Origin of the sequence: Delftia sp. PE138, assembly GCF_018320755.1 — a bacterium.
Classification (GTDB): Bacteria; Pseudomonadota; Gammaproteobacteria; order Burkholderiales; family Burkholderiaceae_C; genus Comamonas; species Comamonas tsuruhatensis.
Genome location: NZ_JABEPN010000001.1, coordinates 959243 through 978966 on the forward strand (window position 1 = coordinate 959243; position 19724 = coordinate 978966).

Genomic DNA, 19724 nt, shown 5'->3' on the forward strand with positions numbered 1-19724 from the left:
CTTACAGCACCTCGCTGGCGAAGTCGGCCAGGCGCGAGCGCTCGCCGCGCGCCAGCGTGATGTGGCCGCTGTGGGGCCAGCCCTTGAAGCGGTCCACGGCGTAGGTCAGTCCCGACGATCCCTCGGTCAGGTAGGGCGTGTCGATCTGCGCCAGATTGCCCATGCAGATGATCTTGGTGCCGGGGCCGGCGCGCGTGATCAGGGTCTTCATCTGCTTGGGCGTCAGGTTCTGGGCCTCGTCGATGATGACGTACTTGTTCAGGAAGGTGCGGCCGCGCATGAAGTTCATGCTCTTGATCTTGATGCGGCTGCGGATCAGCTCGTTGGTGGCGGCGCGGCCCCATTCGCCGGCATTGCCGCCATCGCCCTTGGCCAGGAATTCGAGGTTGTCGTCGAGGGCGCCCATCCAGGGGCCCATCTTCTCTTCCTCGGTGCCGGGCAGGAAGCCGATGTCCTCACCCACGCTGACCGTGGCGCGCGTCATGATGATCTCGGTGTAGCGGCGGTCGTCCAGCACCTGGGACAGGCCGGCGGCCAGGGCCAGCAGGGTCTTGCCCGTGCCGGCCGTGCCGGTCAGCGTGACCAGGTCGATGTCCGGGTTCATAAGCAGATTCATCGCGAAGTTCTGTTCGCGGTTGCGCGCCGTGACGCCCCAGACGGCGTACTTGGGATTGCCGAAGTCCTTGAGCGTCTTGAGCACGGCCGTCTTGTCGCGGATCTCGGTCACGCGCATGAACAGGCTGGGCTCGCCCGGTGCCTCGTGGTAGACGAACTGGTTGATCATCAGCTGGTCGACGATGGCGCCGCTGATGCGGTAGTAGGTGATGGCGCCTTCCTGCCAGCTTTCGACGTTCTTGCCGGCCTTGGCCCAGAAGTCCTGGGGCAGGGCCAGGGCGCCTGCGTACAGCAGGTCGCCGTCGTCCAGTACCTTGTCGTTCTGGTAGTCCTCGGCCGCAAGGCCCAGGGCGCGTGCCTTGACGCGCATGTTGATGTCCTTGGACACCAGCACGACTTCACGCTCGCTGAACTTCTTGCGCAGCGCGGCGACAACACCCAGGATCTGGTTGTCCGCCTTGCCCTGGGGCAGGCTGTCGGGCAGCGAGGTCTCCAGCGGTTCTGTCTGGAAATACAGCATTCCCGTGGCGCTGCGCTGGCCCGTGGCATTCAGCGGCAGGCCCTTGTCCAGCGTTTCGGAGGGCTGGGAGGCGACCAGTGAATCCAGCGTGCGGCTGACCTGGCGGCCGTTGCGCGCCACTTCGGTCATTCCCTTCTTGTGGCCGTCGAGCTCTTCCAGCACCACCATGGGCAGGAAGATGTCGTGCTCCTCGAAGCGGAACAGGCTGGTCGGGTCGTGCAGCAGCACGTTGGTGTCGAGCACGAACAGCGTCTTCGGGCCTGTGCGCGTGCGGCGTGGGCGAACCGGCGCTGCCAGCAGTGCTGCCGGCTTGGCTTCCGTGGCCGACCTGTTGGCCGACCGGGTGCTGGACGGCGCTGCCGTTGCGTTGGAATTGTCGGTTGCACGGCGCTGCCGATGGGCCGGGGCTGCAGTCGCGGCCGCAGTAGCCGGTGCCGGTGATGCGGGCTTGGCGTTGCGGCCGCGCGCCGGTGCGGGCTTTGCGGCTGTGACGGTGGTGTTGGAGGCGGAGGCCGGGGCCGGCTTGCGCTTGCGTGGCGCGGCGGCAGCTACGGCCTTGACTGCATCGGGAAGATCGTCAGCGGGCAGGGGGTCTGCGTGCTGGGCACCGCGCACGGGAAGAAAGGCTTCGGGGGAGAGCTTGGCGGCACGGCGGCCGGGTGCGGGGGGCAGGGGCATGGTGGACGAACCGTTCCTCAACAAGGATCAAAAAGCACAAAGCCGCCTGGAAACCGAGGCGGCTTTGGAGGGGTGACAGGGAAAAGCGTCTTTGCTAAGAGGCATTGCCCCATTATGCATAGGCGGACGGCCTGAATATGTCGGCCGGCACTCTGTCACCTGTCGGATTGTTGCTATCAGGCAGCCTGCTTCAATGCCTTCAGGGTCTTGACAGCCTTGAGCACCTCGTCAACGTGGCCGGGAACCTTCAGGCCGCGCCATTCCTGCACCAGCAGGCCATCGGCTCCGACCAGGAAGGTGGAGCGCTCGATGCCTTTCACCTTCTTGCCGTACATGATCTTGTTCTTGACCACGCCGAACATGTGGCACATCTTCTCTTCCGTATCGGCGATCAGCTCGAACGGCAGTTCCAGCTTTTCCTTGAAGTCGTCGTGCGACTTCATGTTGTCGCGCGAGACGCCAAACACGGTGGCGCCAGCTTTCACGAAGTCCTTGTACTTGTCGCGGAACTGCATGGCTTCGGTGGTGCAGCCAGGCGTATTGTCCTTGGGGTAGAAATACAGGATCAGAATCTGGCCCGTGTGGGAGGTGTTGGTCACCTTGATCCCGCCGGTAGCGTTGGCTTCAAATTCGGGAAGGGGTTTGTTGACAACGATCGCCATGCGCTTATATCTCTCGGGTGTAGTCGTTGAAATGCCGAGGGCCGTGTTTGTGTTTTTGCTTTTATCGGAAATGCCCCCAACCGCAACCTGCAATTTTACCCTGAAAACGGAATTTCTCCCAATCAGGGGGGCAGGAGTCTACTCCAAGAGTAGGGCCGCGACGACGTTACGGCCTTCGCTGGCAAGGATGTTGTAGGTGCGACACGCGGCCTGCGTATCCATGCTTTCCAGGCCGATGCGTCGGGCCATGAGCGGGCGCAGCCAGGCCGCTGGCGGGAAGCGGTTGCGCTGGCCGCTGCCCAGGATGATGACCTCTGCATCCAGCTGGGACAGGGCCTCGAAATGCTCAGGCGTCAGGTCTTCGAAGCAGGCACAGTCCCAGGCCTGGCGCAGGCCTTTGGCACCGACAAGCAGGCTGTGTTCGAACTTTTCCCGGTCCACGGCGACCCAGCCGGGGCCATAGCCCGTGATGCTCTGTGCTTCGGATTTGTCGGCGTGGAATTTCATGGATGAGGGTGGCGCGGTCTGCGCGATGGGGGTGGCCGCCACATGGGTCGGGGCCAGGGCGATGCTGCATTGCGGAACTGTGGTCAAATTATAGGTTTCACCAGGGTGCATGGGGCACTTTGGCGTGCATGAAGGCCGCAAGCCCGCGCCGGCCACTTTCATATTCTCAGCATGAAAACCGTTCTCAAATCCGCAAAACTAGCCAACGTCTGTTATGACATCCGCGGGCCCATCATGGACGCGGCCAAGAAGATGGAAGAGGACGGCCAGAAGATCATCAAGCTCAATATCGGCAATCTGGCCGTGTTCGGCTTCGACGCTCCTGAGGAAGTGCAGCAGGACATGATCCGCAACCTGCCCAATTCGGCAGGCTACTCGGACAGCAAGGGCATCTTCGCGGCGCGCAAGGCCGTGATGCACGAAACCCAGCGCCAGGGCATCCTGGGCGTGACGCTGGACGATATCTACCTGGGCAATGGCGCATCCGAGTTGATCAGCCTGGCCACGAACGCGCTGCTGGACGACGGCGACGAGATGCTGCTGCCGGCGCCCGACTATCCGCTGTGGACCGCCGTGACCAGCCTGTCCGGCGGCACGCCCGTGCACTATATGTGCGACGAGTCCAACGGCTGGATGCCCGACCTGGACGACATCCGCGCCAAGATCACGCCGCGCACCAAGGGCATCGTCGTCATCAACCCCAACAATCCGACAGGTGCCCTGTACAGCAAGCAGCTGCTGCAAAGCATCGTGGCGCTGGCCCGCGAGCATGGCCTGGTGATCTTCGCCGACGAGGTCTATGACAAGGTGCTCTACGACGACGTCGTGCATACGCCGCTGGCCAGCCTGTCCACCGATGTGCTGACGCTGACCTTCAACTCGCTGTCCAAGGCCTATCGCAGCTGCGGCTACCGCGCCGGCTGGATGGTGGTCTCGGGCGACAAGAAGGCGGCCAAGGACTATATCGAGGGCCTGAACATGCTCTCCAACATGCGCCTGTGCGCCAATGTGCCTGGCCAATGGGCCGTGCAGACGGCGCTGGGCGGACACCAGAGCATCGACGAGTTGGTGCAGGAAGGCGGCCGGCTGCGCGTGCAGCGCGACCTGGCCTACCAACTGATCACCGAAATCCCCGGCGTGAGCTGCGTCAAGCCGCAGGCCGCGCTGTACATGTTCCCGCGCCTGGACCCCGAGATCTACCCGATCAAGGATGACCAGGCGTTCTTCCTGGAAGTGCTGCAGGAGACCAAGGTCATGCTGGTGCAGGGAACAGGCTTCAACTGGCCGCACCCCGACCATTTCCGCATCGTCTTCCTGCCGCACGACACCGACCTGCGCGAGGCCATCCGCCGCCTGGCCGTGTTCCTCGAGAAATACCGCAAGCGCCACGGCACGGACCGCGGCTGAACTGTGCGGGGGCCGGCGGGGGAGAGGGCCTTGCGCCGACCATCGCTTTTTACCGGCTGCCGGCGCGCACCGTCTGGGCGCCGCAGCATTTTTTGACTGGCAAGTAGTTTATGAAACCGATCCAAGTAGGCCTTCTGGGCATTGGCACCGTGGGCAGCGGCACCTTCAACGTGCTGCAGCGCAACCAGGAAGAGATCCGCCGCCGCGCGGGCCGCGGTATTGAGATTGCCATGGTGGCCGACCTGGATACGGAACGCGCACGCTCCGTCGTGGGCGACACGGCCAAGGTGGTCGGCGATGCGCGCGAGATCATCGCCAACCCCGAGATCGACGTGGTGATCGAGCTGATCGGCGGCTACGGCATTGCCAAGGCCCTGGTGCTGGAGGCCATTGCCGCTGGCAAGCATGTGGTCACGGCCAACAAGGCCCTGCTGGCCGTGCATGGCAGCGAAATCTTCAAGGCCGCCGCCGAGAAGGGCGTGATGGTGGCCTACGAAGCGGCGGTGGCCGGTGGCATCCCCATCATCAAGGCGCTGCGCGAAGGCCTGACGGCCAACCAGATCCAGTGGGTGGCCGGCATCATCAACGGCACGACCAACTTCATCCTGTCCGAGATGCGCGACAAGGGCCTGGACTTCGACGTGGTGCTCAAGGAGGCCCAGCGCCTGGGCTATGCCGAAGCCGATCCGACCTTCGACATCGAAGGCGTGGACGCCGCCCACAAGGTCACGCTGATGAGCGCCATCGCCTTCGGCATTCCCGTGCAGTTCGACAAGGCGCATGTGGAAGGCATCACCAAGCTGTCTGCGGCCGACATCAAGTACGCCGAGCAACTGGGCTACCGCATCAAGCTGCTGGGCATCACCAAGCGCACGGACAAGGGCATCGAGCTGCGCGTGCACCCCAGCCTGGTGCCGACCAAGCGCCTGATCGCCAACGTGGAAGGCGCGATGAACGCCGTCGTCGTCCATGGCGACGCCGTGGGCACGACGCTGTACTACGGCAAGGGCGCGGGCTCCGAGCCCACGGCCAGCGCCGTGATTGCCGACCTGGTGGACATTGCCCGCCTGCACACGGCCGACCCCGAGCACCGCGTGCCCCCGCTGGCCTTCCAGTCGAACACGCTGGTCGCCGCAGGTGGCGAGCTGCCCGTGCTGCCCATGAGCGAGGTGGTCACCAGCTACTACCTGCGCATCCGCGTGGCCGACGAAGCCGGCGTGCTGGCCAAGATCACCAGCATCCTCGCCGGTGCCGGCATCAGCATCGATGCCTTGCTGCAGCGCGAGGCTGGCGAGGTGAGCGGCGACAGCGAAGGCAGCCAGGGCGTGCCGCAGACCGACCTGATCATCCTGACCCACGCCACGCGCGAAGGCGACATGGATGCTGCCCTGGCGCAGATCCAGCAGTTGCCCACGGTGCTGGCCCCTATCAACCGCATCCGCAAGGAAGAGTTGAACTAAGACACCCCCTGAGCGGCTGCGCCGCTTCCCCCTCTCTCGCACGCGGGAGGGGGACGACGCCCTCGCTGCGGGGCGGCCCTTGCTCGGCATCCCTGGCATCGGCCGCGCCCCGTCTCACAGAATACTGACGAGGAAGCGACATGCTTTATCTTTCCACGCGCGGCCACGCGGACCGCAAGCGCTTTTGCGACATCCTGCTCGAGGGCCTGGCGCCCGATGGCGGGCTGTACCTGCCCGAGCACTATCCGCAGATCGATGCCGCCCGCCTGGGCGAGCTGCGCAGCATCTACAAGGAGCAGGGCTACGCGGCGCTGGCCTTCGAGATCCTGAGCCTGTACATCGACGACATCCCGGCCGAGGATCTGCGCGCCCTGTGCGCCAAGACCTATACGCAGCAGGTGTTCGGCACGGCCGAGATCACGCCGCTGCGCCCGCTGGAAGACGGCCTGTGGCTCGAAGCCCTGTCCAACGGCCCCACGCTGGCCTTCAAGGACATGGCCATGCAGCTGTTGGGCAACCTGTTCGAGTACGAACTGGGCCGCCGTGGCGAGGAGCTGAACATCCTGGGCGCCACCAGCGGCGACACCGGCAGCGCCGCCGAGTACGCCATGCGCGGCAAAAAAGGCGTGCGCGTGTTCATGACCAGCCCGCGCGGCCGCATGAGCCCCTTCCAGCAGGCCCAGATGTTCAGCCTGCAGGATGCCAACATCCACAACATCGCCATCGAAGGCGTGTTCGACGACTGCCAGGACATCGTCAAGGCCGTCTCCAACGACCACGCCTTCAAGGCGAAGTACAAGATCGGCACGGTCAACTCGATCAACTGGGCCCGCCTGCTGGCCCAGGTCGTCTACTACTTTGCCGGCTACCTGCAGGCCACGCAGAGCAATGACCAGAAGGTCAGCTTCACGGTGCCCAGCGGCAACTTCGGCAACATCTGCGCCGGCCATGTGGCGCGCCAGATGGGCCTGCCGATCGAACGCCTGGTGGTGGCGACCAACGAGAACGACGTGCTCGACGAGTTCTTCCGCACGGGCGCCTACGTGGTGCGCGGCAGCGAGCACACCTACGAGACATCGAGCCCCTCGATGGACATCTCCAAGGCCAGCAACTTCGAACGCTTCGTGTTCGACCTGCTGGGCCGTGATGGCCAAGCCACGCGCGAATTGTTCGCCGAGGGCGTGGCACGCCAGGGCCGCTTCGACCTGGGCGGCAACCCGCTGTTCCAGGAAGCTGCTGCCCGCTACGGCTTCGTCAGCGGCAAGAGCACGCATGCCGACCGCCTGGCCACCATCCGCGATACCTTCGAGCGCTTCGGCACCATGATCGACACGCACACGGCCGACGGCGTCAAGGTGGCGCGCGAGCAGCTGCAGGCCGGCGTGCCCATGATCGTGCTGGAGACGGCACTGCCCATCAAGTTCGCCGCCACCATCGAGGAGGCCCTGGGCCGCCTGCCCGATCGCCCGGCCAAGTTCGAAGGCATCGAGGACCTGCCCAAGCGCGTGACCGACTTGCCGGCCGACGCCGAGCAGGTCAAGGCCTACATCGCCCGGCATTGCGACTGATGCCACGGCCGGGCTGTCCGCAGGTCCGCAGCTGGAGTGCATGGCGATGAAGGTCATCGGCTTCGCCGGCTACTCCGGCTCGGGCAAGACCAGCCTGGTGGAGCCCCTGATCACGCTGATGCGTGCGCAGGGGCTCAGCGTTTCGGTGGTCAAGCATGCCCACCACCATTTCGATGTCGATCACGAGGGCAAGGACAGCTGGCGCCACCGCAAGGCGGGTGCCTATGAGGTGGTGCTGGCTTCTGATCGCCGTCTGGCGCTGATGCGCGAATTCCCCAGGCCCACGGAGCTGTCGGTGCACGACATGCTGGCCGAGCTGGACCCCCTCGTGGACTGGGTGCTGGTAGAGGGTTTCAAGCACGCCGATCTTCCCAAGATAGAAATCTGGCGCGAGCAGCCCGAGCGCACCAGCGCCGGCAAGACCCAGGCGCCTTTGTTCCCGCACGATCCCCATGTGCTGGCCGTGGCAACCGATGCGCCGGCCCGCCTGCCCGAGCCGCCGCGCCAGCCCGTGCTGGACCTCAACGCGCCAGCGCAGATACTGCAATGGCTGCTGGATCAGGGGGAGCGCCTGCGCTACCGTGCACCTGACAGCGGCCAAGACTAGGAGAAAAACCATGCGAGCCCCGCTCAAGCCCCTCGATGAAGCGCTGGCCGAACTGCTGGCCCAGGCACTGCCGCTGGCTGGCGATGACACCGTGGACTGCTTTGACGCCGATGGCCGCGTGCTGCGGGCCGACGCCGTCTCGCCGCTGCAGGTGCCGCCCCAGGACAACAGCGCCATGGACGGCTACGCCGTGCGCAGCGCCGAATGCACGCAGGGCAATGCCGAGCTGCCCGTCTCGCAGCGCATCCCCGCAGGCGCCGTGGGCCAGCCGCTGGCCGTGGGCACGGTGGCGCGCATCTTCACGGGGGCTCCGGTGCCCGAAGGTGCCGATGCCATCGTCATGCAGGAAGACTGCGAAGTCCTGGAAGACGGCCGCGTGCGCATCAAGGCGCGGCCCGAGGCCGGGCAATGGATACGCCGCTCGGGCGAGGACATCCGGCGCGGCGCCACCGTCATCGCGGCCGGCACGCGCCTGTCGCCGGCCGAGCTGGGCCTGGCCGCCAGCATCGGCCTGGCCTCTTTGCGCGTGGCACGCAAGCCGCGCGTGGCCCTGTTCTCCACGGGCGACGAGCTGGTCATGCCGGGCACGGTCGCGCCCGAGCAGATGCCGCCCGGCAGCATCTACAACAGCAACCGATTCTTCCTTCGCGCCCTGCTGCAGCGCATGGGCTGCGAGGTCACCGACTTCGGCATCGTCCCCGACCGGCGCGAGGCCACTGTGGATGCTTTGCGCGAGGCGGCCCGCGCGCATGACCTGATCCTGACCAGCGGCGGGGTGTCGGTCGGCGAGGAAGACCATGTCAAGCCCGCCGTGCAGGCGCTGGGCCAGCTCGACCTCTGGCAGATCGCCGTCAAGCCCGGCAAGCCCTTTGCCTATGGCCGCGTGAACCGCGAGGGCGAAGGCTTTGCCCACTTCATCGGCCTGCCCGGCAACCCGGTCTCCAGCTTCGTCACCTTCCTTTTGCTGGTGCGCCCCTTCGTGCTGCGCCTGCAGGGCGTGCAGCAGGCGCTGCCGCGCTCGGTCGAGGTGCGCGCCGACTTCCATTGGCCGCGCGGGGACAAGCGCCGCGAATTCCTGCGCGTGCGCTACAACGAGGGCGGTGGCCTGGAGCTGTTCCGCAACCAGAGTTCGGGCGTGCTGACCTCGGCAGCCTGGGGAGATGGCGTGGTGGACAACCCGCCAGGCCAGGCCATTGCGCCGGGCGACCGGGTGCGCTTCATCGCCTTTTCGGAGCTGCTGTCATGAGCCAGGCCGTCCCCATCGCCATCACCATCACCGTGCGCTATTTCGCCTCCATCCGCGAAGCCCTGGGCACGGGCAGCGAAACCCTGTCCACCGAGGCCGCCACCGTGGGCGCGCTGCGTGAGGAACTGATTGCGCGTGGCGGTGCCGCCGCCGAAGCGCTGGCCCCTGGCAAGGCCGTGCGCATGGCGCTGAACCAGGTCCTGTGCGATGCCGGCGCCGCCATTCGGCAGGGGGACGAGGTGGCTTTCTTCCCCCCCGTGACCGGAGGTTGACCCAAATGACCACCGACAAGCCCGTGGACCAGGCCATCAGCGCACGCACGCGCAAGGCCCTGTCCGAAGCCAAGGCGCGCGGCGTGCAACTGGGCCGCGCAGGCGCAGACAACCTGCGCGCCACCGTGGAAAAGCGCAAATCCACGGCCGATGCCTTCGCCCAGCAGCATGAGGCGCTGTTCGCCGAACTGCAGGCGCGCGGCCTGACGCACCGCGCCATGGCCGCCGAACTCAATGCGCGCGGCATTGCCGCGGCCCGGGGTGGCGAGTGGACGCACGGTCAGGTGCAGCGCATCCTGAACCGCTACGCGGACCTGCGTTCGGCAACACTGTCTGCGGACGGCAGCAGCGGCAGCTGAATCCCGGCCAGCCGCTGCGCCAGCGCGGCCGATGCCGGCTGCATGGGCGCCCGCAGCGTTGCCCGCATTCGGCCCTGCTGCGCCAGCAAGGCCTTGATGGGGGCGGGGTTGGGCTCGGCAAAGCAGGCGGCGATGTGCGGCTGCAGCGGCTGCCACAGCGCACGGGCAGCGGGCAGGTCGCCGCGCTCCAGGCATTGCATCAGCTCGACGAAGTGCCCTGTATGCGCGTGCGCGCTGGCAGCAATCGCTCCCGCGCCGCCCAGGGCCAGCGTGGAAAAGATCTGCGCGTCTTCGCCGGCCAGCACCTGCAGTTGCCCATCGGCGATCAGTGCCTGGGTCTTGGCGGCATCGCCCCCGCAATCCTTGATTGCCACGATGCGCTCATGGGCGGCCAGCGCACGCAGCGTGGCCAGCTCCAGCACCACGCCGGTGCGGTAGGGAATGTCGTAGACGATGACCGGATGGGCGCTGCGCTCGGCAATCGCCGTGAACCACTGCAGCAGGCCTGCCTGCGACGGGCGTATGTAATGCGGCGCGGGCACCAGAATGCCGGCCAGCGGCAGGGCGTTCAGTGCCTGAACGCGGGCCAGCGCATGCCCCAGGTGGCAGTCCGAAACGCCCATGACCACGGGCATGCCCTGGGCCGCTGAGAGGATGGTGGACAGGGCGGCATCGTGCTCCGCTTCGCTCAGCGCGGCGGCCTCGGCGGTCGAGCCGCAGGCCACGTAGCCGGCGATGCCGCTGGCGTTGTAGTGCTGCACCAGGGCGCGCAGCGCCCCGTGGTCCACCGCCGCCTCATCTCCAGGAAGAAAGGGCGTGACCAGCGGAAGCCACAGCCCCTGGAATCGGGCTTGCGGCGAGGTGGTGGAAGGCAAAGACATGGAAGATCCCTTCGGGTGATTCAAACAATGAACGACCGGACGCAGCCACCGGCCAGACCGAGGGCGGAAAGGCAGGCGCCTGAAGGGATGCGGGAAGGGGAGATGGAGGCTGCCGGGCCGGTTCCGTCGCTCATCTGGACGGAACCTCAGCTCCGGTCAGACGAGCTGGGGTTTGCAGGCTTTGCCCAGGCACAGGCACACGGCATCGCCGTGGCATGTGGGGAAGGCAAAGATTGCAGGCATGGCGCGCAGTGTAGCGCGCCTGAGCGCCTCGGTGGTGACCTTCAGGCTGCGCCTTCGGCGCCGGGAGGGGTTGATGCATCGGGCAGCAGCGGTGCCTGCCACTCCAGCAGCTCGGCCAGGCGCTGCACGATCCAGCGCGCCTCACCAGGGCTGACGATGGAGCCATCGGCCGCAAGGCCCGCGTGCATGCCCAGCAGCACGCCTTGCTCCGAGGAGTTGCCGGAGTGGTAAAGCGTCTGCGCCTGCTCGACCAGGTGGCTGGCCAGGTCCTCGCACAGTTCATAGCGCCCGACCACGTCTGCAATCGATGACTTGAGCCGGCCGTGCCGGTCGGCATACAGGGCGGCAAAGCTCGGCGGCGGCTGTATCTGGCTGGTCTCGTCCATGGCGCGCCTCAATCGGGTTCGAACAGGCGTTCGAAGCGTGCGATGTCTTCGGCCAGCTCGCAGCTCACCAGCTGGCCCATCTTGCCGTCGCCCAGCCGGTGGGCTGCAAACAGCGTGGCCTTGCCGCGAAAGCCGTAGTCGGGCAGGTGGATGATGGTGTAGGGATGGGGCACGAACAGCTGGTGCTCGTAGACCACGCGCTGCTCGTTGCGCGGCGAGGGGTAGAGCATGTATTCGGGGGTGGTGATCGTGAGTGTGGCCATGCGTGGCCCGCCGCAGCAAAAAAGCGCTGGGGGCGGGGGAGGGCAATGCTACCGCGTTCATCGCCTTCTGGCGCGCCGCCGCCCTGCGACAATGCGGGCATGCAAGCAGCCCGTGTATCCATCCAGACCGAGGATTTCGACGTATCGGCCGAACTCGCCGCCCTGCGCTCCGGCGACGCCCGCGTGGGGGCGGTCTGCAGCTTCATAGGCACCGTGCGCGACCGCAACGAGGGCGCCACCGTGGCCAGCATGGAGCTGGAGCACTACCCGGGCATGACCGAGAAATCCATCGAGGCCATCATCGACGAGGCCGTGCAGCGCTTCGGCATCCATGGCGCGCGCGTCATCCACCGCATCGGCCCGCTGCAGCCCATGGACCAGATCGTGCTCGTGGCCGTCACCGCATCGCACCGGGGCATGGCTTTCCAGGCCTGCGAATACATCATGGACTACCTCAAGTCGCTGGCGCCTTTCTGGAAAAAGGAACAGACGCCCGAGGGCGCGCGCTGGGTGGATGCGCGCGTCAGCGACGAAGAGGCGCTGGCGCGCTGGCGCCAGTGAGCTGACGCTTCAGGCCCTGCGCAGTGCGGCACCCCGCAACCATTGCGGCGGCCGGAACACCAGCAGGTTGCCGAACATCACCAGCAGCAGGCCACCCACGGCCAGCGGCGTCCACACATAGCCTTCGAAAAGGGCCGAGATACTGAGCGCAACGATGGGGAACAGCACCGTCGCATAGGCCGCCTTCTCCGGGCCCAGCCGACCCACCAGGGTCAGGTAGGCCGTGAACGCGATCACCGAGCCTGGAATGGCCAGGTACAGCCAGGAGCCCACATAGGTCCAGCTGGCATCGAAGCGCCAGGGCAGGCCCGCCACCAGCGCATAGCCGGTCAGCAGCAGCGTGCCGGCCAGCATGCCCCAGGCATTGGTCTGGGCCGGCCGCCAGCCCATGGACTGCAGCGAGGCCGACAGCATGTTCCCGCAGGAAAAGCACAGCGTGCCCAGCACGGCCCAGGCCAGGCCGGGCAGGCTGGCATGCCGGCCTGCGCGCAGCTCGGGCCAGAACAGCGCCACCAGGCCTGCAAGGCCGAAGAGGCTGCCGGCCAGCACATGGCGCGCCAGCCTGCGGCCGTGGATGATGCGCGCCAGCAGCGCGTTCCAGAGATTGGCGCTGGAGAACACCACGGCGGCCAGGCCGCTGGCCAGCGTCTCGCTGGCATGCATGAAGCACACGAAGTTGAAGCTGAACAGGCACAGGCCCTGGGCCAGCACGCGCGGCAGCGCCGGGCCGCGGGGCACGCGCAGCTGGCGCGACCAGGCCAGCCAGGCGAACATCAGCACGGCGGCCAGCGCAAAGCGGTAGGCAATGGACAGCTCCACGGGCACGGCGCCCAGCTGCAGCTTCAGGGCGATCCAGGTCGAACCCCAGATCAGCACGACCAGGGCATAGAGGGTGGCAGTCATGGCCGGTGATGATGGCGCCGCAGGCTGGGCGGGCATGGCAGATTCCTGCGGTTTGATGGCCTGGCGCCATGCGTCGGTATGGCTGCGGGACCACAATCGCTGCCATGACGCCCACGCCGCTGCCCGAGCTGCCCTCCAGCCACCTGTGCCAGGTGCTGTCACGCTCCAAGGCCCGGCTGCAGCGGCGCGTGCGCCTGAGCGAGGGGGTGGAGCTGGCCGTCTGGGCCAATGTGGACGACGAGGTGCGCTACTGCCAGCCAGGCCACCACACGCTGTCGGTCTACCTGGCCGGCGGCGAGGGCTCGCAGCTCAAGGCGCGGCCCGAGGCCATGGGGGCGCCGGGGCGCATCTGCATCTTCACGCCAGAGGACGAATCGCACTGGCTGGTGCGCTCGCCCGTGCAGTTCCTGCACCTGTATGTGTCCGACCTGGCCTGGGCGGGGCGCGTGGTCCGAATGCTGGATGCCGAGCCCCGCTCACGCACCTTGCGTGCGCAGATCTACGGGGACGATCAGGCCTTCCACGCCGGTGCCCGTGCGCTGATGCAGCTGGACTGGCAGGACCCGCAGCAGCAACTGGCGGCCGATGCCATTGGCCAGCAGCTGGTGGACCGGCTGGTGCTGCAGTCCGCCACGCCGCGCCAGCTGCAGGCGATGCAGCGGCCGCTGGGCGGGCTCTCTGCGGCCGTGCGGCGCAGGGTGCTTGCCCATATCGAGGCGCATCTGCATGACTCCAAGGCCGTGTCGCTGCCGGCACTGGCGAGACAGGCCTGCCTTTCGGAATTCCATTTCGCACGCATGTTCCGCCAGAGCATGGGCTGCACGGTGCACGAATGGGTGCTGCAGCAGCGCCTGGCCCGGGCACGGCGCGCCCTGTCTGCGCGCAACGTGCCGCCGCTGGCCGAGCTGGCGCTGGATTGCGGCTTTTCCAGCGCCAGCCACCTGGTGCGCAGCTTCCGGGCGCATTTGGGCGTTACGCCTACGCAGTTCTCGATCTTTCAGCGCAATGCTTGAGAAGGATGGCCGGCCTCGCCGGCCTTGATCTGGCGCAAGCGTCTGTCCTTGCGGGCCGGGCATGGCTTGAAATTTGCCCTGCCGGTATCAGATAAATCGCAATGACCCTGTTTCAGGAGCGAAAAGAAACACCATGCGAATCGACAAACTGACAACCAAGTTCCAGGAAGCCCTGGCCGACGCGCAAACGCTGGCCCTGGGCGGTGACCAATCCAACATCGAACCCCTGCACCTGCTCGTGGCACTGCTGCGCCAGGACGACGGTCCGCGCTCGCTCTTGCAGCGTGCCGGCGCCAACGTGGGGCAGCTGCAGGCCGCAGCCGAGAAGGCTCTGGCAGACCTGCCGCGCGTGCAGCATCAGGACCAGGTGCAGGTCGGCTCCGAGCTGGGCCGCCTGCTGCAGGTGACCGAGAAGGAAGCCCTCAAGCGGGGCGACCAGTTCATTGCCAGCGAGCTGTTCCTGCTGGCGCTGACCGATAGCAGCGGCGCCTCCACGCGTGCGGGCCAATTGCTCAAGGAAAGCGGCGTGACGCGCTCCAGCCTGGAGTCGGCCATCAACGCCGTGCGCGGCGGCCAGACCATGGACAGCGCCGAAGGCGAAGGCCAGCGCGAGGCCCTCAAGAAATACACCCTGGACCTGACCGAGCGCGCGCGCATCGGCAAGCTCGATCCGGTGATCGGCCGCGACGACGAAATCCGCCGCTCCATCCAGGTGCTGCAGCGCCGCAGCAAGAACAACCCCGTGCTCATCGGCGAGCCCGGCGTGGGCAAGACCGCCATTGTCGAGGGCCTGGCCCAGCGCATCGTGGCCGGCGAGGTGCCCGAAAGCCTCAAGAACAAGCGCGTGCTGTCGCTGGACATGGCGGGCCTGCTGGCCGGCGCCAAGTACCGCGGCGACTTCGAGGAACGCCTGAAGTCCGTGCTCAAGGAAGTGGCCCAGGAAGAGGGGCGCATCATCCTGTTCATCGACGAGATCCACACCATGGTCGGCGCCGGCAAGGCCGATGGCGCCATGGATGCGGGCAACATGCTCAAGCCCGCGCTGGCGCGCGGCGAGCTGCACTGCATCGGCGCGACCACGCTCGATGAATACCGCAAGTACATCGAAAAGGATGCGGCGCTGGAGCGGCGCTTCCAGAAGGTGCTGGTCGAGGAGCCCTCGGTCGAGGACACCATCGCCATCCTGCGCGGCCTGCAGGTGCGCTACGAGGCCCACCACGGCGTGGACATCACCGACCCGGCCATTGTGGCCGCGGCCGAGCTGAGCCACCGCTACATCACCGACCGCTTCCTGCCCGACAAGGCCATCGACCTGATCGACGAGGCTGCTGCCAAGATCAAGATCGAGATCGACTCCAAGCCCGAGGTCATGGACAAGCTCGAGCGCCGCATGATCCAGCTCAAGATCGAGCGCGAGGCCATGAAGAAGGAAAAGGACGAGGCCTCGCAAAAGCGCCTGCAACTGATCGAGGAGGAACTCGGCAGCCTGGAGCGCGAGTACGCCGACCTCGAAGACGTGTGGAAGAGCGAGAAGGCCAGCGCCCAGGGCTCCGAGCAGATCCGCAAGGAGATCGACCAGATCCGTATCCAGATCGAGGAGCTCAAGCGCAAGGGCGACTTCAACAAGGTGGCCGAGCTGCAGTACGGCAAGCTGCCCTCGCTGGAAAAGCAGCTCAATGAAGCCCAGGCCAGCGAGCAAGGGCAGGGCGGTGCGCCCGCCCACAGATTGCTGCGCACCCATGTGGGCGCCGAAGAGATTGCCGAGGTGGTCAGCCGTGCCACGGGCATTCCCGTGGCCAAGATGATGCAGGGCGAGAAGGACAAGCTGCTGCGCATGGAAGACCGGCTGCATGACCGCGTCGTCGGCCAGGACGAGGCCATCTCGGCCGTGGCCAACGCCATCCGCCGTTCGCGCTCGGGCCTGTCCGATCCCAACCGGCCCACCGGTTCCTTCCTGTTCCTGGGCCCCACGGGCGTTGGCAAGACGGAACTGTGCAAGGCGCTGGCCGGCTTCCTGTTCGACAGCGAAGACCATCTGGTGCGCATCGACATGAGCGAGTTCATGGAAAAGCATTCCGTGGCCCGCCTGATCGGCGCGCCGCCCGGCTATGTGGGCTACGAGGAAGGCGGCTACCTGACCGAGGCCGTTCGCCGCAAGCCCTACAGCGTGCTGCTGCTCGACGAGGTGGAGAAGGCCCATCCCGACGTCTTCAACGTGCTGCTGCAGGTACTGGACGACGGCCGGCTGACCGACGGCCAGGGCCGCACCGTGGACTTCAAGAATACGGTCATCGTGATGACGAGCAACATAGGCTCTTTGCTGATCCAGGCCATGGTCGGCGAGGATTACGATGATGTGAAAGACGCGGTCTGGGGGGAACTCAAGAACCATTTCCGACCCGAATTCCTCAACCGTATCGACGAGACCGTGGTGTTCCACGCGCTCGACGCGAAGAATATCGAGTCGATCGCAAGGATTCAGCTCAAGCTGCTGGAGCGGCGTTTGGAGAAAATGGACCTTGCGCTGCAGGTGTCCGACCAGGCACTGGCCGAACTGGCCAAGGTGGGCTTCGATCCCGTTTTCGGGGCCCGGCCGCTCAAGCGCGCGATACAGCAGCGGATCGAGAATCCGTTGTCGAAACTGCTGCTTGAAGGGCGCTTCCCGCCCAAGAGCACGATTGCGGTGCATGTGGACCCGGTACAGGAACCGGGCGTATTCCGGTTCGATGCGGCAGACTCCGCCTGACGCACCGGGCCAGCCAAGAAAGGCTTTGCTTTGAACGATTTCGTCGCCACCCTGACCCGCTGGGCCGTTCGCATCCTGCTGATGCTTGTGGGCCTGGTCTTCTTTGTCAGCCTGCTCACCGCAGCAGCGCTGCTGGCCCTGGTCTGGGCCGTGCGGGCGCTGTGGGCCAGGCTCACCGGCCAGCCGGTCATGCCCTGGGCCATGCGCATGAGCCCGCGGGCTGGCTGGCAGACCGTCTACCGCTCCGGCTCCGAGTGGATGGCCCAGCGCCCGCAGCGCGCCTACGGCGCGGCTGAAGGCGGTGGCCGTCGCGCAGGTGCAGGCGCAGGCGTGCTGCCGGGAGCGGGCGAGGTGACCGACGTTCAGCCCCGTGAAGTGCGCGAGCCCTGAAGCGTCTTGCTGCAGCCTTTACGCGGCCTGCGCATCTTCGCGCCCAGGCCGCGCATATCGGCCCGTATAGTCTGTAACCCTCGGGAGCCCGTGCAAGGCTCCCTTTTTTTTCTCCGAGCCGTTCTGGCTGCTTGCCGCCGTATCCAGCCAACCCGCAGGCGGCCTGTGCAGCACGAGAGCGTCTGCCGCGTCTTCTTACCATTGAGCCCTATGACCCAGATGGATCTTCATCGCGTCTTCGAACTTCAGTACCAGGCCAGCCGGGCGCAGGTGGACGTGCCGCTGCTGGTGCGCCGCGAGAGGCTGCTGCGCATGCAAAAGCTGCTGGACGAGCACGGCCCCGTGCTGGCTGCCGCAGTGCAGGCCGACTTCGGCATGCGCTCGCCACGGTTGACCGAGATGGTGGAGCTGTTCGTGCTGCGGAACCTGCTCAAGCACACGCTGCGCCATCTGGCGCGCTGGTCGGGGCGCCAGCGGGTGCGCACGCCGCTGATGCTCATGCCGGGCCGTGGGTGGATAGAGCGCCAGCCGCTGGGCGTGGTGGGGGTGATCTCTCCGTGGAACTATCCGGTGCAGCTGGCGCTGGGGCCTGCCATCACGGCCCTGGCAGCGGGCAACCGCGTCATGCTCAAGCCCAGCGAACTCACGCCGCACACGTCGGCGCAACTGGCCGCGCTGGTGGGGCAGTTCTTTGCGCCCGAGGAGTTCGCCGTGATCGAGGGCGATGTGAGCGTGGCCACGCAGTTTTCGGGCCTGCACTTCGACCATCTGCTGTTCACCGGATCGACGGCCGTGGGCCGGCGCGTGGCCCAGGCGGCCGCAGCGCACCTGACGCCGACCACGCTGGAGCTGGGCGGCAAGTCGCCCTGCATCGTCTCCACCGACTGCGACCTGAAGGAGGCGGCGCTCAAGATCGCACATGGCAAGCTCGTCAACGCAGGCCAGACCTGCATTGCCCCCGACTACGTGCTGCTGCCGCGTGGACAGGAGGCCGAATTCGCCGAGGCCTTTCGCGCCGCCGCGCAGCGGCTGTTCCCGCGCTTTGCCGGCAACCCGGACTATGCCGCCATCCTCACCAAGCGCCACCTGGCCCGCCTGCGGCAGATGCTGCGCCAGGCCCAGGGCATGGGCGCCCATGTCGAATGGATGGAGGACGGTGGCGCCAGCCAGGAGGGGGCGGACATGGCCTGGGGTGATGCCGTGGAGCGCCAGATGGCACCGGCCCTGGTCTTCAATGCCACCAGCCAGATGCAGCTCATGCAGGAGGAGATCTTCGGCCCCATCCTGCCCGTGATCAGCTACGACAGGCTGGACGACGTGGTCTCGGCCATCAATGCCGGGCCCAGGCCGCTGGCGCTGTACTGGTTCGGCCGCGATGAGAGGGTGCGTGATGCGGTGCTGTCACGCACCATCAGCGGCGGGGTGACGGTCAATGACACCCTGCTGCACTTCGCGCACGAGAACCTGCCCTTCGGTGGCGTGGGCGACAGCGGTTGGGGTGCCTATCATTCGGAGCAGGGCTTTGCGCGGCTGAGCCATCAGAAGGCGGTGTTCGTGCAGTCGCGCTGGTCAGGGGCCGCCATGCTGTATCCGCCCTATGGTGCGAAGTTCGATCGCATCATGGAACTGATGCGCCGCTGGCTGTGAGCAAGGGCTCGATCGGGCGTGCGGCCGGGCATGCCTGCATCGTGAGGAATTGTCAACTGATTCCTTGGCGAGCCTTGTGTTGCATGCACTAGCTGCTCTTTTTTGAAGAGCACATAGCACATCCGATTGCCGAGGGCAAGAAAACGAGCACAGCCGTACTTGCGTGCATGGCTAAGGGGCTCGATGCACGCAAAAAGCGCGATTCCGGTGAAAATCACGCCCTTCTATTTTCACCTGTTTTCGTTTCGGTTTTTCCATGTCTAGTATCCAGGTTCGTCCAGCCACTCTCCGCGATGCAAAAGCGATTGCCCAGATCCATACTGCTTCCGCCATGGAGGCTTACCGAGGTCTGGTTCCCGATGACCAGCTCAAGAGCATGTCGTCGGTAGAAAAACGCCAGGCCTATTGGCGCGAAGCCATTGAATTTTGCGAGCCCCAGGTTCAGGTCGCCATCGATGGCGACAAGATCGTCGGCTTCGTCGGCTTCGACCGCTCGCGCGATGAGAAGTCGCGCCAGACCACCGGTGAAATCTGGGCCATCTATGCTGCACCTACCCACTGGAATCAGGGTGTGGGCGTGGCCCTGTGGGACGCCGCACGCGACGGCCTGCTTGAAGAAGGCTGCACCAATGTCACGTCGTGGGTGCCGCTGCGCAATGAACGCGCGCTGCGCTTTCACGAGCTCGCCGGCTTCAAGCGCGAAATGTCCACCGCCAAGACGGCCCAGGTGGGCGGTCTCAAGATCGAGGAAGTGCGGCTCAAGCGCGCACTGAACTGATCGGGTCTCCGA

General features: G+C 66.2%; 20 protein-coding genes. 13 read left to right on the forward strand and 7 right to left on the reverse strand.

The window, feature by feature from the left end; translation table 11 throughout:
- Nucleotide 1: 1 nt before the first annotated feature.
- The 3 genes from HFGMBDPB_RS04330 to HFGMBDPB_RS04340 all read right to left on the reverse strand — a co-directional run bounded on the left by HFGMBDPB_RS04330 (nt 2) and on the right by HFGMBDPB_RS04340 (nt 2982).
- Nucleotides 2-1813 (reverse strand): PhoH family protein, encoded by a 1812-nt coding sequence (locus tag HFGMBDPB_RS04330; protein ID WP_212644973.1) that lies wholly within the window; start codon nt 1811-1813, stop codon nt 2-4.
- A gap of 176 nt (nt 1814-1989) precedes the next feature.
- Nucleotides 1990-2475, reverse strand: coding sequence for a peroxiredoxin (locus HFGMBDPB_RS04335; RefSeq protein WP_012207021.1), 486 nt, complete (start codon nt 2473-2475; stop codon nt 1990-1992).
- A gap of 138 nt (nt 2476-2613) precedes the next feature.
- Nucleotides 2614-2982, reverse strand: a complete 369-nt coding sequence (locus HFGMBDPB_RS04340; RefSeq protein WP_212645249.1) for an Mth938-like domain-containing protein — start codon at nt 2980-2982, stop codon at nt 2614-2616.
- A 171-nt stretch (nt 2983-3153) separates the two neighbouring features.
- Here HFGMBDPB_RS04340 and HFGMBDPB_RS04345 point away from each other — a divergent pair, with 171 nt between their 5' ends.
- From HFGMBDPB_RS04345 to HFGMBDPB_RS04375, 7 genes are all read left to right on the forward strand, one after another.
- Nucleotides 3154-4389 carry a pyridoxal phosphate-dependent aminotransferase gene (locus tag HFGMBDPB_RS04345; protein WP_016447750.1) on the forward strand — a complete coding sequence of 412 codons (1236 nt, stop codon included), beginning with the start codon at nt 3154-3156 and terminating at the stop codon, nt 4387-4389.
- A 110-nt stretch (nt 4390-4499) separates the two neighbouring features.
- Nucleotides 4500-5849: a homoserine dehydrogenase gene (locus tag HFGMBDPB_RS04350; protein WP_016447749.1), complete on the forward strand. Its 1350-nt coding sequence runs from the start codon at nt 4500-4502 to the stop codon at nt 5847-5849.
- Between the two features lie 140 nt (nt 5850-5989).
- Nucleotides 5990-7417 carry a threonine synthase gene (gene thrC, locus HFGMBDPB_RS04355; protein ID WP_016451195.1) on the forward strand — a complete coding sequence of 476 codons (1428 nt, stop codon included), beginning with the start codon at nt 5990-5992 and terminating at the stop codon, nt 7415-7417.
- 46 nt (nt 7418-7463) lie between these two features.
- Nucleotides 7464-8024 (forward strand): molybdopterin-guanine dinucleotide biosynthesis protein B, encoded by a 561-nt coding sequence (gene mobB / locus HFGMBDPB_RS04360; protein WP_016447747.1) that lies wholly within the window; start codon nt 7464-7466, stop codon nt 8022-8024.
- 10 nt (nt 8025-8034) lie between these two features.
- A complete protein-coding gene (locus HFGMBDPB_RS04365; RefSeq protein WP_212644974.1) occupies nt 8035-9270 on the forward strand; it encodes a molybdopterin molybdotransferase MoeA in 1236 nt (411 codons plus the stop codon).
- Nucleotides 9267-9542 (forward strand): molybdopterin converting factor subunit 1, encoded by a 276-nt coding sequence (moaD, locus tag HFGMBDPB_RS04370; RefSeq protein ID WP_013801032.1) that lies wholly within the window; start codon nt 9267-9269, stop codon nt 9540-9542. Before HFGMBDPB_RS04365 ends, moaD begins: the two co-directional genes overlap by 4 nt.
- Nucleotides 9543-9547: 5 nt before the next feature.
- Nucleotides 9548-9901 (forward strand): recombinase family protein, encoded by a 354-nt coding sequence (locus HFGMBDPB_RS04375; RefSeq protein WP_017404077.1) that lies wholly within the window; start codon nt 9548-9550, stop codon nt 9899-9901.
- On the opposite strand, the gene dapA is transcribed toward HFGMBDPB_RS04375, so the two are convergent.
- The 3 genes from dapA to HFGMBDPB_RS04390 form a co-directional block, all read right to left on the reverse strand.
- Entirely contained in the window at nt 9847-10782 is a 936-nt protein-coding gene (dapA, locus tag HFGMBDPB_RS04380) for a 4-hydroxy-tetrahydrodipicolinate synthase (protein WP_016451198.1), read from the reverse strand. The two genes, HFGMBDPB_RS04375 and dapA, sit on opposite strands and share 55 nt — an antisense overlap.
- Nucleotides 10783-11066: 284 nt before the next feature.
- Nucleotides 11067-11411, reverse strand: coding sequence for a hypothetical protein (locus HFGMBDPB_RS04385; RefSeq protein ID WP_212644975.1), 345 nt, complete (start codon nt 11409-11411; stop codon nt 11067-11069).
- A gap of 8 nt (nt 11412-11419) precedes the next feature.
- Nucleotides 11420-11674, reverse strand: a complete 255-nt coding sequence (locus HFGMBDPB_RS04390) for a hypothetical protein (RefSeq protein ID WP_212644976.1) — start codon at nt 11672-11674, stop codon at nt 11420-11422.
- Between the two features lie 99 nt (nt 11675-11773).
- Between HFGMBDPB_RS04390 and moaE the strand changes: the two genes are divergently transcribed.
- Nucleotides 11774-12235 (forward strand): molybdopterin synthase catalytic subunit MoaE, encoded by a 462-nt coding sequence (gene moaE / locus HFGMBDPB_RS04395; protein WP_017404080.1) that lies wholly within the window; start codon nt 11774-11776, stop codon nt 12233-12235.
- Between the two features lie 9 nt (nt 12236-12244).
- Here moaE and HFGMBDPB_RS04400 read toward each other — a convergent pair whose 3' ends face one another.
- Nucleotides 12245-13138, reverse strand: coding sequence for a DMT family transporter (locus tag HFGMBDPB_RS04400; protein ID WP_236884552.1), 894 nt, complete (start codon nt 13136-13138; stop codon nt 12245-12247).
- Between the two features lie 104 nt (nt 13139-13242).
- Here HFGMBDPB_RS04400 and HFGMBDPB_RS04405 point away from each other — a divergent pair, with 104 nt between their 5' ends.
- The 5 genes from HFGMBDPB_RS04405 (at nt 13243) to HFGMBDPB_RS04425 (ending at nt 19712) form a co-directional block, all read left to right on the forward strand.
- On the forward strand, nt 13243-14151 hold the full coding sequence (locus tag HFGMBDPB_RS04405) for a helix-turn-helix domain-containing protein (RefSeq protein WP_212644977.1): 909 nt from the start codon (nt 13243-13245) through the stop codon (nt 14149-14151).
- Nucleotides 14152-14284: 133 nt separating this feature from the next.
- Entirely contained in the window at nt 14285-16897 is a 2613-nt protein-coding gene (gene clpB / locus HFGMBDPB_RS04410; RefSeq protein WP_212644978.1) for an ATP-dependent chaperone ClpB, read from the forward strand.
- Nucleotides 16898-16927: 30 nt separating this feature from the next.
- Nucleotides 16928-17287 carry a hypothetical protein gene (locus HFGMBDPB_RS04415; protein ID WP_016447736.1) on the forward strand — a complete coding sequence of 120 codons (360 nt, stop codon included), beginning with the start codon at nt 16928-16930 and terminating at the stop codon, nt 17285-17287.
- A 210-nt stretch (nt 17288-17497) separates the two neighbouring features.
- Nucleotides 17498-18934 carry an aldehyde dehydrogenase family protein gene (locus HFGMBDPB_RS04420; protein ID WP_212644979.1) on the forward strand — a complete coding sequence of 479 codons (1437 nt, stop codon included), beginning with the start codon at nt 17498-17500 and terminating at the stop codon, nt 18932-18934.
- Nucleotides 18935-19190: 256 nt separating this feature from the next.
- Nucleotides 19191-19712, forward strand: coding sequence for a GNAT family N-acetyltransferase (locus HFGMBDPB_RS04425; RefSeq protein ID WP_026062042.1), 522 nt, complete (start codon nt 19191-19193; stop codon nt 19710-19712).
- Nucleotides 19713-19724: the final 12 nt, after the last annotated feature.

What these genes read in the sequence shown, in the direction of transcription:
- HFGMBDPB_RS04330 (WP_212644973.1), bottom strand. Translation starts at nt 1,813, where the DNA reads ATGCCCCTGCCCCCCGCACCCGGCCGCCGTGCCGCCAAGCTCTCCCCC.
- HFGMBDPB_RS04335 (WP_012207021.1), bottom strand. Translation starts at nt 2,475, where the DNA reads ATGGCGATCGTTGTCAACAAACCCCTTCCCGAATTTGAAGCCAACGCT.
- HFGMBDPB_RS04340 (WP_212645249.1), bottom strand. Translation starts at nt 2,982, where the DNA reads ATGAAATTCCACGCCGACAAATCCGAAGCACAGAGCATCACGGGCTAT.
- HFGMBDPB_RS04345 (WP_016447750.1), top strand. Translation starts at nt 3,154, where the DNA reads ATGAAAACCGTTCTCAAATCCGCAAAACTAGCCAACGTCTGTTATGAC.
- HFGMBDPB_RS04350 (WP_016447749.1), top strand. Translation starts at nt 4,500, where the DNA reads ATGAAACCGATCCAAGTAGGCCTTCTGGGCATTGGCACCGTGGGCAGC.
- thrC (WP_016451195.1), top strand. Translation starts at nt 5,990, where the DNA reads ATGCTTTATCTTTCCACGCGCGGCCACGCGGACCGCAAGCGCTTTTGC.
- mobB (WP_016447747.1), top strand. Translation starts at nt 7,464, where the DNA reads ATGAAGGTCATCGGCTTCGCCGGCTACTCCGGCTCGGGCAAGACCAGC.
- HFGMBDPB_RS04365 (WP_212644974.1), top strand. Translation starts at nt 8,035, where the DNA reads ATGCGAGCCCCGCTCAAGCCCCTCGATGAAGCGCTGGCCGAACTGCTG.
- moaD (WP_013801032.1), top strand. Translation starts at nt 9,267, where the DNA reads ATGAGCCAGGCCGTCCCCATCGCCATCACCATCACCGTGCGCTATTTC.
- HFGMBDPB_RS04375 (WP_017404077.1), top strand. Translation starts at nt 9,548, where the DNA reads ATGACCACCGACAAGCCCGTGGACCAGGCCATCAGCGCACGCACGCGC.
- dapA (WP_016451198.1), bottom strand. Translation starts at nt 10,782, where the DNA reads ATGTCTTTGCCTTCCACCACCTCGCCGCAAGCCCGATTCCAGGGGCTG.
- HFGMBDPB_RS04385 (WP_212644975.1), bottom strand. Translation starts at nt 11,411, where the DNA reads ATGGACGAGACCAGCCAGATACAGCCGCCGCCGAGCTTTGCCGCCCTG.
- HFGMBDPB_RS04390 (WP_212644976.1), bottom strand. Translation starts at nt 11,674, where the DNA reads ATGGCCACACTCACGATCACCACCCCCGAATACATGCTCTACCCCTCG.
- moaE (WP_017404080.1), top strand. Translation starts at nt 11,774, where the DNA reads ATGCAAGCAGCCCGTGTATCCATCCAGACCGAGGATTTCGACGTATCG.
- HFGMBDPB_RS04400 (WP_236884552.1), bottom strand. Translation starts at nt 13,138, where the DNA reads ATGACTGCCACCCTCTATGCCCTGGTCGTGCTGATCTGGGGTTCGACC.
- HFGMBDPB_RS04405 (WP_212644977.1), top strand. Translation starts at nt 13,243, where the DNA reads ATGACGCCCACGCCGCTGCCCGAGCTGCCCTCCAGCCACCTGTGCCAG.
- clpB (WP_212644978.1), top strand. Translation starts at nt 14,285, where the DNA reads ATGCGAATCGACAAACTGACAACCAAGTTCCAGGAAGCCCTGGCCGAC.
- HFGMBDPB_RS04420 (WP_212644979.1), top strand. Translation starts at nt 17,498, where the DNA reads ATGACCCAGATGGATCTTCATCGCGTCTTCGAACTTCAGTACCAGGCC.
- HFGMBDPB_RS04425 (WP_026062042.1), top strand. Translation starts at nt 19,191, where the DNA reads ATGTCTAGTATCCAGGTTCGTCCAGCCACTCTCCGCGATGCAAAAGCG.